General features: G+C 61.9%; 12 protein-coding genes and 1 pseudogene. 7 read left to right on the top strand and 6 right to left on the bottom strand.

The features are described 5' to 3' along the window. Positions 1-11 precede the first annotated feature (11 nt). On the top strand, positions 12-170 hold the full coding sequence (locus AB5Y91_RS15175; RefSeq protein ID WP_005332188.1) for a hypothetical protein: 159 nt from the start codon (positions 12-14) through the stop codon (positions 168-170). 53 nt (positions 171-223) lie between these two features. On the opposite strand, the gene AB5Y91_RS15170 is transcribed toward AB5Y91_RS15175, so the two are convergent. The 6 genes from AB5Y91_RS15170 to AB5Y91_RS15145 form a co-directional block, all read right to left on the bottom strand. After that, positions 224-2,776, bottom strand: coding sequence for a TRAP transporter permease (locus tag AB5Y91_RS15170; RefSeq protein WP_368170165.1), 2,553 nt, complete (start codon positions 2,774-2,776; stop codon positions 224-226). Between the two features lie 98 nt (positions 2,777-2,874). After that, the gene (locus AB5Y91_RS15165; protein WP_106887813.1) at positions 2,875-3,846 is read right to left on the bottom strand and encodes a TAXI family TRAP transporter solute-binding subunit; all 972 of its coding nucleotides are present in this window, start codon (positions 3,844-3,846) and stop codon (positions 2,875-2,877) included. 779 nt (positions 3,847-4,625) lie between these two features. After that, positions 4,626-6,767 (bottom strand): S9 family peptidase, encoded by a 2,142-nt coding sequence (locus tag AB5Y91_RS15160; protein WP_368170164.1) that lies wholly within the window; start codon positions 6,765-6,767, stop codon positions 4,626-4,628. A gap of 318 nt (positions 6,768-7,085) precedes the next feature. Continuing rightward, the gene (locus tag AB5Y91_RS15155; RefSeq protein WP_368170163.1) at positions 7,086-7,517 is read right to left on the bottom strand and encodes a DUF411 domain-containing protein; all 432 of its coding nucleotides are present in this window, start codon (positions 7,515-7,517) and stop codon (positions 7,086-7,088) included. 48 nt (positions 7,518-7,565) lie between these two features. Further along, positions 7,566-7,889: a hypothetical protein gene (locus AB5Y91_RS15150; RefSeq protein ID WP_106885227.1), complete on the bottom strand. Its 324-nt coding sequence runs from the start codon at positions 7,887-7,889 to the stop codon at positions 7,566-7,568. Between the two features lie 81 nt (positions 7,890-7,970). After that, positions 7,971-8,693, bottom strand: coding sequence for an SDR family oxidoreductase (locus AB5Y91_RS15145; RefSeq protein WP_106885228.1), 723 nt, complete (start codon positions 8,691-8,693; stop codon positions 7,971-7,973). Between the two features lie 142 nt (positions 8,694-8,835). On the opposite strand from AB5Y91_RS15145, the gene AB5Y91_RS15140 reads away from it, so the two are divergent. The 6 genes and pseudogenes from AB5Y91_RS15140 to AB5Y91_RS15115 form a co-directional block, all read left to right on the top strand. Further along, positions 8,836-9,681 carry a LysR family transcriptional regulator gene (locus AB5Y91_RS15140; RefSeq protein WP_167402188.1) on the top strand — a complete coding sequence of 282 codons (846 nt, stop codon included), beginning with the start codon at positions 8,836-8,838 and terminating at the stop codon, positions 9,679-9,681. A gap of 58 nt (positions 9,682-9,739) precedes the next feature. Next, on the top strand, positions 9,740-10,339 hold the full coding sequence (locus tag AB5Y91_RS15135) for an NAD(P)H-dependent oxidoreductase (protein WP_111910799.1): 600 nt from the start codon (positions 9,740-9,742) through the stop codon (positions 10,337-10,339). A gap of 70 nt (positions 10,340-10,409) precedes the next feature. Continuing rightward, a complete protein-coding gene (gene kefC, locus AB5Y91_RS15130) occupies positions 10,410-12,266 on the top strand; it encodes a glutathione-regulated potassium-efflux system protein KefC (RefSeq protein ID WP_368170162.1) in 1,857 nt (618 codons plus the stop codon). Further along, entirely contained in the window at positions 12,263-12,649 is a 387-nt protein-coding gene (locus tag AB5Y91_RS15125; protein ID WP_163155519.1) for a SirB2 family protein, read from the top strand. The genes kefC and AB5Y91_RS15125 overlap by 4 nt, the downstream gene beginning before the upstream one ends. A gap of 303 nt (positions 12,650-12,952) precedes the next feature. Beyond that, positions 12,953-13,939, top strand: coding sequence for a YafY family protein (locus AB5Y91_RS15120; RefSeq protein WP_025325391.1), 987 nt, complete (start codon positions 12,953-12,955; stop codon positions 13,937-13,939). Between the two features lie 899 nt (positions 13,940-14,838). Then, positions 14,839-15,239: pseudogene (locus tag AB5Y91_RS15115) on the top strand (IS3 family transposase); the annotation flags it as partial.

Genomic DNA, 15,239 nt, shown 5'->3' with positions numbered 1-15,239 from the left:
GGAAGATCACCATGGAAGACGCAATGACCAACTACCTGCCTGCCATCGACATCATGATGTGCCACCTGGGGATCAGCTTCGAACAAGCGTGCGAACAGCTTGGTCTGAGCCCGCAGGAACAACAGACCCTGGATCAGCTGCAAAAGCAGAAGCAGACCCAGTCAAACTAGCCTGCCCGGTATTGAAAACGGCGCCATCGAGGCGCCGTTTTTATTGGTGGTGTCTATGAGCGGATGGCCCGTCGCCGTTGCAGCCAGACCACGGCCCCGAACAGCAGGAAGCCCGGGATCCACATCAGCTCCTTGTGCCAGCGCTCGGTCGGCGCCTTGACGGAGAGGATCTCCTGGTCAAACTCCATGCCGGCCGCCGCCGCCGGACTGCCGAAGGTGACGTTGTCGATCAGGGTCTTGCCGTCCTGCTCGTACAGGGCCAGCCCCAGGCTGGCCAATCGCGCTTCGCCATCGGTACCGGCCGGTACCGCCAGCAGCACTGTGGATTGACGCAGCTTGCCCACCGCATCCTCCCCCTGGATCCGCAGTCGCAGCGTGCTCTCCGCTTCCACCTCGCCCAGGGTCTGGGCCAGCTGGGCGGGAGGAGTCTCACGATAGGGATCGTGCACCATGTCCATCCAGAAACCGGGACGGAACAGGGTGAAGGCCACCAGCAACAGCAGCACGTTCTCGTACCAGCGGCTCTTCACCAGGAACCAGCCCTGGGTGGCGGCGGCGAAGATCAGCATGGCGACCGTGGCCACCACGAAGATCAGCACGCCGTGGGCGAAGTCCACATCGATTAGCAGCAGATCCGTGTTGAAGATGAACAGGAAGGGCAGCGCCGCGGTGCGCAGGCTGTAGTAGAAGGCGGTGATCCCGGTCTTGATGGGATCCCCCTTGGAGACGGCGGCCGCCGCGAACGAGGCCAGCCCCACCGGCGGGGTCACGTCCGCCATGATGCCGAAATAGAAGACGAACAGGTGCACGGCGATGAGCGGCACTATGAGGCCGTTCTGCTGCCCTAGCGTCACCACCACGGGAGCCAGCAGGCTGGAGACCACTATGTAGTTGGCTGTGGTGGGCAGCCCCATGCCGAGGATCAGACTCAGCAGGGCGGTGAGGAGCAGCATCAGCAGCAGGTTGCCCATGGAGAGCATCTCCACCAGATCCGCCAGCACCAGGCCGACCCCGGTCTGGGAGACGGCACCGACTATGATACCGGCGGTGGCGGTGGCGATGCCGATGCCGATCATGTTGCGGGCACCGGCCACCAGGCCCTCCTTCAAGTCCACCAGACCGTCGCGGGCCGAGCCGTAGTCATGCTTGCCGTCGGTACGCAGCCAGTTGAGCAGCGGCCGCTGGGTCAGCAGGATGATCACCAGCATGACGGTGCCCCAGAAGGCCGACAGCCCGGGGGAGAGGCGCTCCACCATCAGGCACCACACCAGTACCACCACGGGCAGCAGGAAGTGCAGGCCGGAGAGCAGCACGGCGCGGGTGTTCGGCAGCTCGGTGAGGGGCTGCTCCGGATCCTCGGCAGGCAGCGGCGCATTGCTGGCCGCTATCTTCAGCAGACCCAGATAGACGGCCGCCAGCAACAGGGAGATCCCCGGCAGGGCGTAGTCCCCCAGCGCCGGCTTGAGCCAGCCCAGACCATAGTAGACCGCCATCGACAGGCCGCTGATGAGGGTGGCACCGAAGGCGAAGCCGGTCAGACGGCGCAGCCAGGGCTTGGGTTGATGGCCGCCGATGGGCTGCATGCCGAGCTTGAGCGCTTCCAGGTGGACTATGTAGAGCAGCGCTATGTAGGAGATGGCCGCCGGCAGGAAGGCGTGCTTGATGATCTCCACGTAGGGAATGCCCACGTACTCCACCATCAGGAAGGCCGCCGCCCCCATCACGGGGGGCATGATCTGGCCGTTGACCGAGGAGGCCACCTCGACCGCCCCTGCCTTCTCCTTGGAGAAGCCGACCCGCTTCATCATGGGGATGGTGAAGGTGCCCGTGGTCACCACGTTGGCGATGGAGGAGCCGGAGATGACCCCGGTCAGGGCCGAGGCCACCACGGCCGCCTTGGCCGGGCCGCCGCGCAGGTGGCCGAGCAGGCTGAAGGCGAGCTGGATGAAGTAGTGACCGGCACCGGCCCGCTCCAGCAGGGCGCCGAACAGCACGAACAGGAACACGAAGCTGGTGGAGACCCCGAGGGCGATGCCGAACACCCCCTCAGTGGTGATCCACTGGTGGTTCGCCAGGGCGGTGAAACTCACCCCGCGGTGCGCCAGCAGCCCCGGCATCCAGGGGCCGGCCAGGCTGTAGGCGAGAAACACCAGGGCGATCACCGCCAGGGCCGGGCCCAGGGCGCGGCGAGTAGCCTCCAGCAGCAGCGGTATGCCGATGCAGGCGGTGACCAGATCGGCCGTGGTGAGGTTGCCGGGGCGCTGGGCCAGGGCCTCATACATGACGAACAGATAGGCGGCGGCACCGGCGGCGATCAGGCCGAGGGCGATATCGCCGAGCGGCACCCTGTCTCGGGGGGAGCGCCGGAAGGCCGGGAACACCAGATAGGCCAGCAGCAGGGCGAAGGTGAGGTGAATGGCGCGGGTTTCGGTGTCATTGAGGACGCCAAATCCCAGCATAAAGGGCAGCGGAGAGGCGATCCAGAGCTGGAACAGGGACCAGGCCAGCGCCAGCCCGGTGATCAGCCAGCCCATGAGGCCGAGCGGCAGCCGGGCGCCCACGTCCTGGGCGATCAGTTCCTCGGTAGAGAGTTGTTTTTCTTGCATAGGGTTAACTTTTGCCTGCGAGTACAACGACACGACACCCGCTGCCGGTGTGGCGGGCGGGTGTCGAAGAGAACGATGGAAGGCCGGCAGGCCTTCAATCAGAGCCAGCCACGCTCTTTGTAGTAACGTGCGGCGCCTTCATGCAGGGGCGCGGAGAGACCCACCTTGATCATGTCGGCCTCTTTCAGATCGGCGAAGGCCGGGTGCAGACGCTTGAAGCGATCCAGGTTGTCGAACACCGATTTCACCAGCTGGTAGACCACTTCAGGATCGGCCTTGGCACTGGTGGAGAGCACCGCCTTGCCACCGATGGACGGGGTCGGCTGGTCGCTGCCCTTGTAGATGCCGCCCGGGATCTCGGCCTTGGTGTAGTAGCTCTTCTCGGCCAGCAGCTTGTCGATGTCGGCGCCGGTCACCGGCACCAGCACGGCGTCCGTGGTGGTGGAGGCTTCCTGGATGGCACCGTTCGGGTGGCCGACGAAGTAGCTCATGGCGTCGATGTTGTTGTCACCCAGGGCGGAGGCCTGCTCCGCTGGTTTCAGCTCGGAGACCAGGCCGAAGTCGCCCTTCTTCCAGCCCTTGACCGCCATGATCTCTTCCATGGTGTCGCGCTGGCCGGAGCCCGGGTTGCCGATGTTGACGCGCTTGCCCTTCAGGTCGTCGAAGCTGGCGATCTTGGCGTCGCGGCGAGCCAGGATGGTGAACACCTCGCTCTGCAGGGAGAAGACGGCGCGCATGTCATCCATGGCCCCTTCGGCCTGGAAGGGGGGCAGCCCCTTCATCGCCTTGTACTGGTGGTCGGACTGCATGATGCCGAAGTTGAACTCACCGCTGCGGATGCCGTTGACGTTGGCCACGCCACCGCCACTGGCCGGCGCGTTGCACTTGATCTGGTGATCGGCGGCGCCGCGATTGAGGAAACGACAGATGGACTGGCCCGCCACGTAGTAGACGCCGGTCTGACCGCCTGTGCCTATGGTCACGAAGCGCTCCTGCGCTTGCACCGGACCACCGAAAGTAGCACCGACCAGAGCCGCCGACAGGGCGCACGCCAAGGATAATCCTTTCATGTTCTTCATCCTTTTCATTGATTTATCCCACCCGATTCCCGGGTGAATATGAGACGGACCCGCATCAAGACTGGGTCTGCCTATACAGCCTCGTACGAGGAAATGGTCGAGCGGCGAACGCCCTTCCAGAAGCCACCATCATCCTGCGGTGAGATAATCAGCGTCATGCCGACTGAGGGTGATTCGACCACAAAATAGCCGAATCAAAAGTTGTAATCCCTTGATTAGGCACAGAGTGCCAACATAAATCAAACAAAATGGCAAAACGGTGGATTTAAATAGCGAGAAATTTGAACTGGATCATCAATTCATCGGTCGTGGATTAATTGGTTTTGTGTGCGCAGGCAGCGGGGAAATGGAGGGAGTGGATTCCTTTGTGGCCCTTGACTGGCAAGGGCTGCCATCTGGCTGAGGGCGGCCCGAGACAGGGTCAGGATAGGGAGCAAGACACAGGCCGGCGGGTTGCCCTCGCCGGCCTGATCTCATCTGCGAATTGGCGCCATCCCTGGCGCCCGGATCGCGGTTCAGCAACAAGCGGTTAACCCGGCCTTATGCCTTCGGCTTGGCCAGCTCCAGAATAAAGGCAAACTCCAGAGCTATGTCCTCGTAGGCCTTGCAACAGCCCGACTTGCCTGTGGCCGGTCACAACGGCTCATCCACCGCCTTATGCCTTCGGCTTGGCCAGCTCCAGGATAAAGGCGAACTCCAGGGCTATGTCCTCGTAGGCCTTGCAACAGCCCGACTTGCCTGCGGCCGGTCACAACGGCTCATCCACCGCCTCATGCCTTCGGTTTGGCCAGCTCCAGGATAAAGGCGAATTCCAGGGCTATGTCTTCGTAGGCCTTGAAACGCCCCGACTTGCCGCCGTGACCGGCATCCATGTCGGTGCTGAGCAGCAGCTGGTTGTCGTCCGTCTTCAGCTCCCGCAGCTTGGCGACCCACTTGGCGGGCTCCCAATACTGCACCTGGGAGTCGTGCAGACCCGTGGTGACCAGCAGGTTGGGGTAGGCTTGCGCCTTGACCTGATCGTAGGGGCTGTAGCTCTTCATGTAGTCGTAGTAGCGCTTCTGGTTCGGGTTGCCCCACTCGTCGTACTCCCCCGTGGTGAGGGGGATGGACTCGTCCAGCATGGTGGTGACCACGTCGACGAAGGGCACCTGAGCGACCACGCCGCGATAGAGCTCTGGCGCCTGGTTGATGACGGCCCCCATCAGCAGGCCGCCGGCGCTGCCCCCCATGGCGTAGACCTGGTCCCTGGCGCCATAGCCCTGGGCCACCAGCGCCTCGGTCACGTCGATGAAGTCGTGGAAGGTATTCTGTTTTTTCAGCAGCTTGCCATCTTCATACCAGGGGCGCCCCAGCTCCTCGCCGCCCCGGACATGGGCGATGGCGTAGACGAAGCCCCTGTCCAGCAGGCTCAGGCGCGAGCTGCTGAAGTCGGGATCCATGCTGGCGCCGTAGGAGCCGTAGCCATAGACCAGCAGGGGGTTCTTGCCCTCCTTCTTGAACAGATCCTTGCGATAGACCAGGGAGACAGGCACCGCCACCCCGTCTCGGGCGGTCACCCAGACCCGCTCGCTGGCATACTTGTCGGCCTTGAAACCCGCCACTGGCTGCTGCTTGAGCAGGGTGCGCTTGCCGCTGTCCAGGTTCAGCTCATAGGTGGAGGACGGCGTGGTCATGGAGGAGTAGCCGTAACGCAGGGCGCTGGTCTCCGGCTCCGGGTTGTAGGCGAGCCAGGTGACATAGGCCGGATCGTCGAAGGCGATCTCTTTCTGCTCGCCGCTCTGCCAGTTGAGCTGGCGCAGCCGGGTCAGCCCCTTGCTGCGCTCCTCCAGCACCAGCCAGTCCCTGAACAGGGCATAGCTCTCCAGCAGCACGTCCGGATTGGGGGTTATCACCGCCTTCCAGCGATCCACCGGGCTCTCCCTGGTCTCGTAGAGGCCGAAGTTCTTGCCGTCCTTGTTGGAGCGCACATAGAAGCGGCCGCGGTAGTGATCCAGGCTGTATTCGTGATCCACCTGACGGGGCAGGAACAGGCGCGGCGCCTGGACCGGCGTGTTGGCGTCGATGAGGCGCGCCTCGCTGGTGGTGGTGCTGGAGAGGGCGATGACGATGAAGTCTTCCGAGGTGGTGGCATAGAGGCTGACGTAGAAGCTGTCATCCTTCTCCTCGTAGACCAGCTGGTCCTTGGCGGGGTCGCTGCCCAGCTCGTGGCGATAGACCTGATAGGGCAGCAGTGTCTTGGGGTGCTTGCGCACATAGAACACCGTCTTGCTGTCGTTGGCCCACACCAGGTTGCCCGAGGTGTTCTCCAGCTTGTCTGTCGCCCAGGTGCCGCTCTCCAGATCGAGGAACTGGATCTGGTACTGACGGCGGGAGAGGAAGTCTTCCGCCACTGCCAGCCAGCGGTTGTTGCGGCTCACCTCCAGGGCCCCCAGCGAATAGAACTCGTGGCCTTCGGCGCGCTGGTTGCTGTCCAGCATCAGGCTGGCATCCTTCTCCCCCACCCTGGTGCGGGAGTAGATGGCGTACTCCTTGCCCGGCTCATAGCGGGTCTGGTAGCGGTAGCCGTTCTTCACATAGGGCACCGACTCGTCCTGCTGGGGAATGCGGGCCACCATCTCCTTGTAGAGCTGGTCGCGCAGCGGCTGGACTGGCTTGAGCATGGCCTCGGTGTAGGCGTTTTCGGCCTTGAGATAATCCAGCACCTCGGGCTTCTGCCGTTCGTCGTCACGCAGCCAGTAGTAGTTGTCGATCCGGACGTCCCCGTGCTTTTTCAGGGTATGGGGGTGCTTGGGGGCCACAGGAGGCAGGATGGGAGTTTCGCTTGTCGGCATGACGGGCTCTTCATTGGCATGGGTACAGGGCACGGCAACCAGACAAGCCAGCAGCAGCAACCCTCGGGGAAAGATGAACATGTCGCATCCTTTGCGCTGTAACAGGGCAGGCAGGCTCGCGGGGAGCGCCATGAATTGACGATCAAGCCGCCGCCGCTCACTCCGCCGGTGCGGAAACAAGGCAGGCAAACCGGAACATCGCCCCTGAGAAAATAAATTGGCGATCAATCTGCCCCTTGTCGCCCTGGGTTGCAAGTGATCCCCGGACATTCGGCACCAAACCATGAAAAAGGGCCACCCTCTCACAAGGGTGGCCCTCCTGCTCTGGCCATGAGCGGCACGGATTCGCTCAGGTGTGCCTCACATGATGGAGTGGTGCCGGCTCATGACCAGTGTTCGTCAGCCGGGATAGCTCGACCAGACCTTGGTCGCGCCCTCCTCGCTGATGCTCAGCACCTGGTAGGGCTGACCCGGAATATCCATGCCCGGCGCACTCTGGGGCATGCCCGGAATGGTCAGGCCGCGGATCGCCGGTTTTTCCTTGAGCAGCTTCTGCACGTCGGCGGCGGGCACATGTCCCTCCACCACATAGCCGTTCACCACCCCGGTGTGGCAGGAAGCCAGCTGCGGTGTGATGCCGTACTGCTGCTTGATGGGATCGAGCTGCTCGGTTTCGACGACCTTGACCGCAAAGCCGTTCTCTTCCATGTGCTTGATCCAGGTCTTGCAGCAGCCGCAATACTGGGACTTGTAGACTGTCATCTGCTCGGCCGCGAGGGCGGAGAAGCTGAGAGTACCGGCCAGCACGGCCAGTAGCAGGGACTTGTACATGACTCACCTCAGATAAGAAGAAATACCCAAAAAAAAGGGGAACTCGACTCAACCGGGATGACGGGGAGGACGCTCGAGCCGCTCCAGCGGCGCCTCCGGCATGAAGAGGGAGGGGGAAATGAACGCAGGCATGTCGGGCTCAAGCCAGGCCACCTTCAGGCTGTCGCCGGTGAGCACCGTCATGGCGAGCGCCGAGGTGAAGCTGCCGCAAGGCATGGCTTTTTCCAGGGTGCGTTCGCTCTGGCTGCAATGGGGAGTCAGGGTACAGAGATCGGTCGCCGCCCGGCTGCCAAACGACATCAGCACCATCAGCAGACTCCACAGGGGGAGCCAGCGGCGGGCGCGAGCGAGTTGGCGACGGGTCAGGACCATGGGATGACTCAGTGATCGAAGAGGGCCTATGGTAACCCTTGGCCCAGGGGGAGGGTCAAGCCCTCCCCGCCGTCATGGTCATCAGGGTTGCTGGCGGGTGGCTGCCAGCACGATCTCGCGCACACAGACGTTGGCAGGCTGGCTCCAGGCATAGAGCACAGCCTCGGCGATCACCTCGGGGGCGATGACGCCTCCCATCTCCTCTTTCCAGCCGTGGTAGCCGGCCTTGATACTCTCGTCCGTGGTGTGGCTGAGCAACTCGGTTTCCACCGCCCCCGGGGCTATGGTCACCATGCGCACGCCGACGTCTGCCACCTCTTCCCGGATGTTCTCGGTCAGGGCGTGCACAGCGAACTTGGTGGCGCAGTAGGCGGCATGGTTCGGGAAGGTCTTGCGACCGGCGATGGAGCTGATGTTGATGATGGTACCGCTGCGGCGCGCCTTCATCCCGGCCAGCACGGCATGCACGCCGTTCAGCACCCCCATCACATTGATGTTGAGCATCTGCTGCCACTCGGCGGGATCCTGCACGTCGGCCTGACCCAGCAGCATGACGCCCGCGTTGTTGACCAGGCAGCCCACAGGGCCGAATCTGGCTTCCGCCTGCTGGACGGCTGCCTTCATGGCGGCGGTGTCGGTGACGTCGACCCCGACACAGAGCGTATCGGGCAGGTTCAACGCCTGCATGGGCTCGACCCGACGGGCCAGCAGCAACAGAGGGTGACCGGCAGCAGAGAAAGCGCGGGCGATGGCGGCACCTATCCCGGCGGAGGCACCGGTGATCACGACGAGGGACTTGGACATGGGTATTTCCTTCTGATTCATTGAGGAACTGAGCCAAACAAGGGCTGGCCAGCACAGGACTCAATCACTATAGTCGCCACATCTATCGGTGATAAATATTGTTTTCCGCTGGTTATCATCTGAAAAAACTATGGTTGGTTTTATGCTGGACCTGAGATTGCTGCGCTTCTTCATCGCCATCTATGAAGAGAAGAACATCACGGCGGCGGCGGCACGCTGCCACGTCAGTCAGCCCTCCCTCTCGGCGGGTCTGCGCCAGCTGGAGGAGGCCCTAGGTGACAGCCTCTTCATCAGAGGCAAGAAGGGGGTTGAGGCCAAGGACCCGGCCCACTATCTCTATCCCCACGCGGTCAAGCTGGTGGAGGAGGCGCGCCGCCTGCCGACCCTGTTTCGCCAGAAAGCGACGCGCGCCAGGCTCAACATCGCCATCATGCCAGACTTGAGCCGCCGCCGGGTGGCCGGGCTGCTGCAACGGGTGCAAGGCGTGCTGCCGGAGCTGGATCTCACCCTCTCCGACTACGGCACCCCTGCCGACTGCCGGCTGACCCTGGATGCCCTGCGCCGGGAGGACGAGATCTTCCTGCCGCTCTGGGAGGAGGACTATGTGCTCTGCGTCCCGGTCGGCCATCCCCTTGCCGGTCGCGAGAGGCTCGCGCTGGCAGAGCTACAACACTATGATTTTATTGAATGTCCTCCCTGCGAGGCTCATCAGCAGACCATAGGCCTGCTGGCCTGTGACCGGCTCACTCTCAATCTGGTGGCCAAGGCCGAGAGCAAGGGGCTGGTGATGGCGCTGGTGCTGGCGGGGGTGGGCATCAGCTTCCTGCCCGACGGTCTGGTGGAAGATGAACCGGGTCTGCGCACAGTGGCGGTGAACGGACCCCGGATGTTTCGCCGCATCGGGCTCTGTTATCCCGCCCACCAGACCCTGAATCCGGCGCTGCGCGACCTGATCCCGGAACTGGCGAGCCGGGGTGCTTCTTGGTAACGTCGCAACTCACCGCCCTTTTTTATCGGCACCAGGCCCCTCTTCAGGCTAGGACCCCATGAAACGCATTCTGATCATCTTTTCACACCCGGCCCTGCAGAGTTCCAGGGCCAACAGGCAGCTGCTGCAGGCACTCGACGGCCTGGAGGGCATCACCCTGCACGACCTCTACCACCACTACCCGGACATGTTCATCGACGTGAAGCGGGAGCAGGCCCTGCTGTCAGAGCACGACATCATCGTCTTCCAGCACCCCTTCTACTGGTACTCCTGCCCGGCCATCATGAAGGAGTGGATGGATCTGGTGCTGGAGTACGGCTACGCCTACGGTCCAGAGGCCCACGCCCTCAGCGGCAAGCAGTGGCTCTCTGCCATCACCACGGGGGGCGCTCCCGAATCATATTGCAGCGAGGGCTACAACCAGCGCCCGCTGCTCGACTTCCTGCTGCCGTTCCAGCAGACGGCGCAGCTGTGCGGCATGCAGTGGCTGCCCCCCTTCGTGCTGCACTCCTTCCACAAGCTCAAGGATCCGGAGGCGCTGCGCCGCTGTGGCCAGGATTACCGCCAGCTGATCTGCGCCCTGCGCGATGAGCGGCTCACCCCGGCCCAGCTCGCGGGCAGCACCTATCTGCGGGATCTGCTGGGGGAGTTGTCATGACGACAGGCTGGATTTTCATCGGGCTTGCGCAGCCGGCCCTGACGAACAGAGACGAACGGAGGGCCGGCTGATGGGGCACGGATTGTTGTTTGACGCCTTGATCTATCTCTCGGCGGCGGTGATAGCGGTGCCGCTGGCCAAGCGCTGGGGGCTGGGTTCAGTGCTCGGTTACCTGCTGGCGGGCATCATCATAGGCCCCTTCCTGCTGGGGCTAGTGGGGGAGCAGAAGGACGTGATGCACTTCGCCGAGTTCGGGGTGGTGCTGATGCTGTTTCTGGTCGGCCTCGAGCTGCGCCCTGCCCTCTTGTGGCAGCTGAAGGGGCCCATCCTCGGCACCGGTGGCCTGCAGGTGCTGCTCACTACCGCCGCGCTGACTGGGGTGGGCTATCTCCTTGGTCTGCCCTGGCAGCAGGGGCTCGCCATCGGCCTCATTCTGGCGCTCTCCTCCACCGCCATAGTGCTGCAGAGCCTGCAGGAGCGCAAACTGATGCAGAGCGAGAGCGGGCGATCCGCCTTCGCGGTGCTGCTGTTCCAGGACATCGCCGTCATCCCTATACTGGCGATCCTGCCGCTGCTCGCCATAGCGCCGGTCGCCAGCAACGGCAATCCGGATCTGGCGGGCTGGCAGCACGGCCTGCTGGTGGTCGCCGCCATCGCCGGCATAGTGCTGGGCGGCCACTACCTGATGCGGCCGGTGTTCCGTGCCATAGCCCAGTCCCACATGCGGGAGATCTTCGTCGCCGCCGCCCTGCTGCTGGTGATCGCCATCGCCGTGTTGATGGAGTCGGTGGGGCTCTCCCCCGCCCTTGGCTCCTTCCTCGCTGGTGTGGTACTCGCCGACAGCGAGTATCGCCACGAGCTGGAGGCGGACATAGAGCCGTTCAAGGGGCTGCTGCTCGGCCTCTTCTTCATGTCGGTGGGGGCTGGCATCGATTTTGGCCTCTTTGCCGCCCATCCCCTGCTCATTCCATCCCTGGTGATAGGGCTGATGCTCCTGAAATGGGGGGTGCTGATGGTGCTCGGCCTGATCATTCACATCTCGCCGAGCCAGCGCTGGACCTTCGCCCTGGCGCTGGCACAAGGGGGGGAGTTCGCCTTCGTGCTGTTCTCGTTCGCCGCCCAGAACAAGGTGCTGCCCGGTGACACCATCTCGCTGTTGACTCTGGTGGTGGCGCTCTCCATGGCGCTGACGCCGCTCCTGCTGATCCTCAATGATCGGGTGATCCAGCCCTGGTTCGACTACCGCAACCAGGCCGACCAGCCCGAACACGAGCAACCCGAACTGGTCGAGCACCCCGTCATCATCGCCGGCTTCGGCCGCTTCGGTCAGATAGTGGGGCGCCTGCTGCACGGCCACGGCATAGGCACCACCATACTCGAGCAGGACGCCAGCCAGATAGAAATGCTGCGCAAGTACGGCTATCAGGTATTCTACGGCGATGCCAGCCGGCTCGACCTGCTCCATGCCGCCGGGGCCCACAAGGCCAAGCTGCTGGTGCTCTCCATCAACGATCCGGCGACCTCCCTCGAGGTGATCGAGATGGTGAAGAAACACTTCCCGCACCTCAAGATACTGGCCCGCGCCCAGGACAGGCCCCATGCCCACGAAATCCTCCGGCACGGAGTCGACAGCGTGCACCGTGAAACCCTGGGATCGGCCGTGGATCTGGGGGTAGAGGCCCTGACCCAGCTCGGATTTCGGGCCAACCAGGCCTGGCGTGCGGGTCAGGTGTTCAAGCAGTATGACAACCGGCTGCTGCGGGAACAGGTCAACTACCTGGATGACGAGCACACCTATATCAACAAGAGCCTGCAATACCGCGAGATCCTCTCCGATCTGCTGCAAGACGACGAGGAAGGACAGGAGCGTACCCACGCTCACAACTGGAACAGCGGTCTGCCCGACAACGACAAGGAAGCAATATGATTGCCTATTACCCCATGCTCAAACACCTGCACATGACCCTGGCCATGGTCAGCCTGCTGCTCTTCATCTACCGCTGGAGCCTGGCACTGGCTGGCAGCGGGCGCTTGCAACAGAAGTGGCTCAAGGTGTTGCCCCATATCAACGACACCTTGTTGCTGCTGTTTGGCGTGCTGCTGGCGGTCACCCTGCAGATGAGCCCGGGCCAGCAACCCTGGCTGATGGCCAAGCTGATCGCACTGGTGCTCTACATAGGTCTCGGCGTCATGGCGCTCAAGCGCCCTGCCCAAGGCCAGAAGCTGGTCGCCGGGGTTGCCGCCCTCGCGGTATTTGGTTACATGATTGGCGCCGCCATCACCAAGTCGGCCTGGTCCTGGCTGGCCTGAACGTTCTCTTTGCCGGTGAGGGGCCAGCCCCTCACCTCTTTCCCCCTGCCGAACGCCCCCCTCTCCCTTGGCTCCCTACACATTTCTCCCCTGTCGTGACAACCGGGAAATATGAAGAGCACTTTATTTTGGCAAAATAAGGCTCCAAAAAGCTCCACTCATATTTTGTTTAACGATATTTATCAATTACTTATATTGTTATGTATGAAAATGGCGACAGTTGTCGCAGCAAAACTTGCGACATAGACTGTCGCATACCATGGCTAGGATACACTCAACGCTAAACCAGTGAAGGCATGCACCATGAGTAAGAAGCTGTTACGACAACTGACCTTGGCGCGTTGCATCCCGCACCGCCCTTACAAGCTGACCGCCAGCCAACTCCAGGTAAAACTGGAAGAGGAAGGCATTCACGTCAGTCTGCGTACCGTGCAACGGGACCTGGAAGAGATGTCCGGCATGGGACTGTTCGACCTCACCTCGGATGAGCGCAGCAAACCACATGGCTGGTGCTTCGAGCGCCATGGTCTCAACGACTTTGCCAACATCATGCCGCTCTCCCTGGCGGTGGCCCTGAAAACCTGGAGTGATCAGGCGAGCCAACTGCTACCGGCGAGTGTATTGACCGAATTGAACCCCCTGGTCGACAAGGCCAGCCAGGTGATCCGCGACAGCCAAAGCGAGCTGGCGGAACGCTGGCTCGAGAGCGTGCATCAGTCGCCGCGCCCCTTTGCCGGCAACCCGGAGATCCGCCGCAGCACCCTGATCCGTGACGCCCTCTGGCGTGGTCGCAAGTTCAGCGCCGAGATCCAGCGTGTCATCAAGGAGCGCACAGTGTGGCTCTGCTATGACCGCATCAATCCGCTCGGGATCCTGAACCAGCCCGATGGCCCCATCCTGCTCTGCACCCTGTCCGAGCTGGATCCCAAGGTCTATGGCATCCCGTTCGATCACATCAAGAACGTGGAACTGACCAACTTCAGCGCCACCCAGCCGAAGGATTTCAACGTCCAGAAGCTGATCCGCGACCAGGGCTATCAGGACGTCAGCGGCCCGATCCGCTTCGTCGGACGCATCGATGCCAACTGCCCCACCCTGATAGATGGGCAGATCCCGGGACACAACCCGCGCATGACCCGCTACGACAAGCGCAGCGTGGTGGTGGAGACCGAGGTCCAGGATACGCCCGAGTTCCGCTCCTGGTTGAACAACATGAGTGGCAACCTGGAAGTATTGGCCCCGGAGTCCCTGCGCAAGGCATATCCGACACCGGGTACCCGGGTCAGCTGAGCACAATCGGATAGATGATAAGAAGCCGAGCATGAGCTCGGCTTCTGTCTGTTTTTAACACATAATTATTCAATTAATTTTTAACTCTTACATCCCTGATTGAACCTTCTGTACCATCGTTTTCCTCCCTGTTTTTGGTTGTGAGAGATCCGCCATTCCTCCTGTAAGACCCCTCAGTGTCGAGCCGTACGTGAAGCCATCCCGAGAGCCTCATGCTTTCCTGAGAAACTAAATAACGTACTGATAAATATCATAAAATCAGATTGGCAGTGGATGCCTATTCATCATCCGACGCTATCTGATGGCCTCTCATGCCTTGTTCCTGCCCATGATTGCCTTAGTATGGGTCTCACAAGGACGGCTGGTTCGGCAGGATGCAGGAACAGCGCATAAATAGGAAAAGCCGCAGGATGTGGCAGGACACCTCAGGATGAGGTTGATAACCCGGATGGTTATCACAAGGAATGACAGGACAACCGCAGGATGCGGTCGCAGGACACCTCGGGATGAGGCTGAGTGGCACGGATAGTCACTCTTAAGGATGATAGGAACCCCGCAGGAGCGGCAGGAACAGCTTCAGGATGAAGCGAGATGACCCGGATGGTTATCTGTCAGGATGATGAAAGGAACACCACGGGATGTGGTAATGGACACCTCCAGGATGGAGACGGTGAAGCAATCAGGAGTGATTGCCAGGCTAGGATGGCCACAGGACACCCCAATGGAATGGGAAGGGGAAATTCCAAAGGAAAGGATAGAGTCAAGGATTGCAGGGAGCATGGCAGTTCAGGGACTGGACGAGATGACTTGAGGGGACGGCAAACGCCGTCCCCTTTTCTTTATATGTGTCCCGTCCTGAATATGGTTTACACCTTTCCCCCCAATAAATGGAGAGCCCGATGGGACAAGGTGTGAAACGGACACAGCGCGATTACTCGCTGACTTTTAAATTAGCCGTGGTCGAGCAGATTGAAAAAGGCGAGCTCACCTACAAACAGGCTCAGGCCCGTTATGGCATTCAGGGTCGCTCCACCGTTCTGGTATGGTTGCGTAAACATGGTCGGCAGGACTGGAGCCAGGGGGCTTCTGTGCGCGCCGGCAGGAGCATCACCATGCCAGACCCCGACAACCAGACGCCCGAACAGCGCATCAAGGAGCTCGAGCAGCAGCTGGCGCTGATGAGCCAGAAAGCCCAGTTCTTTGAGGCCGTCGTCGATGTACTGAAGAATGACTACGGCGTCTCCATCGTAAAAAAGCGACCCGGCAAGTCCTCTCGCAGCGGCAAGTCGAGAGGCTGACC

The sequence above is a fragment of the Aeromonas sp. R4-3 genome, from assembly GCF_040908275.1.
GTDB lineage: Bacteria > Pseudomonadota > Gammaproteobacteria > Enterobacterales > Aeromonadaceae > Aeromonas > Aeromonas rivipollensis.
The sequence above is the reverse complement of the archived record's forward strand: the minus strand, read 5'-3'. Positions and strand labels throughout refer to the sequence as shown.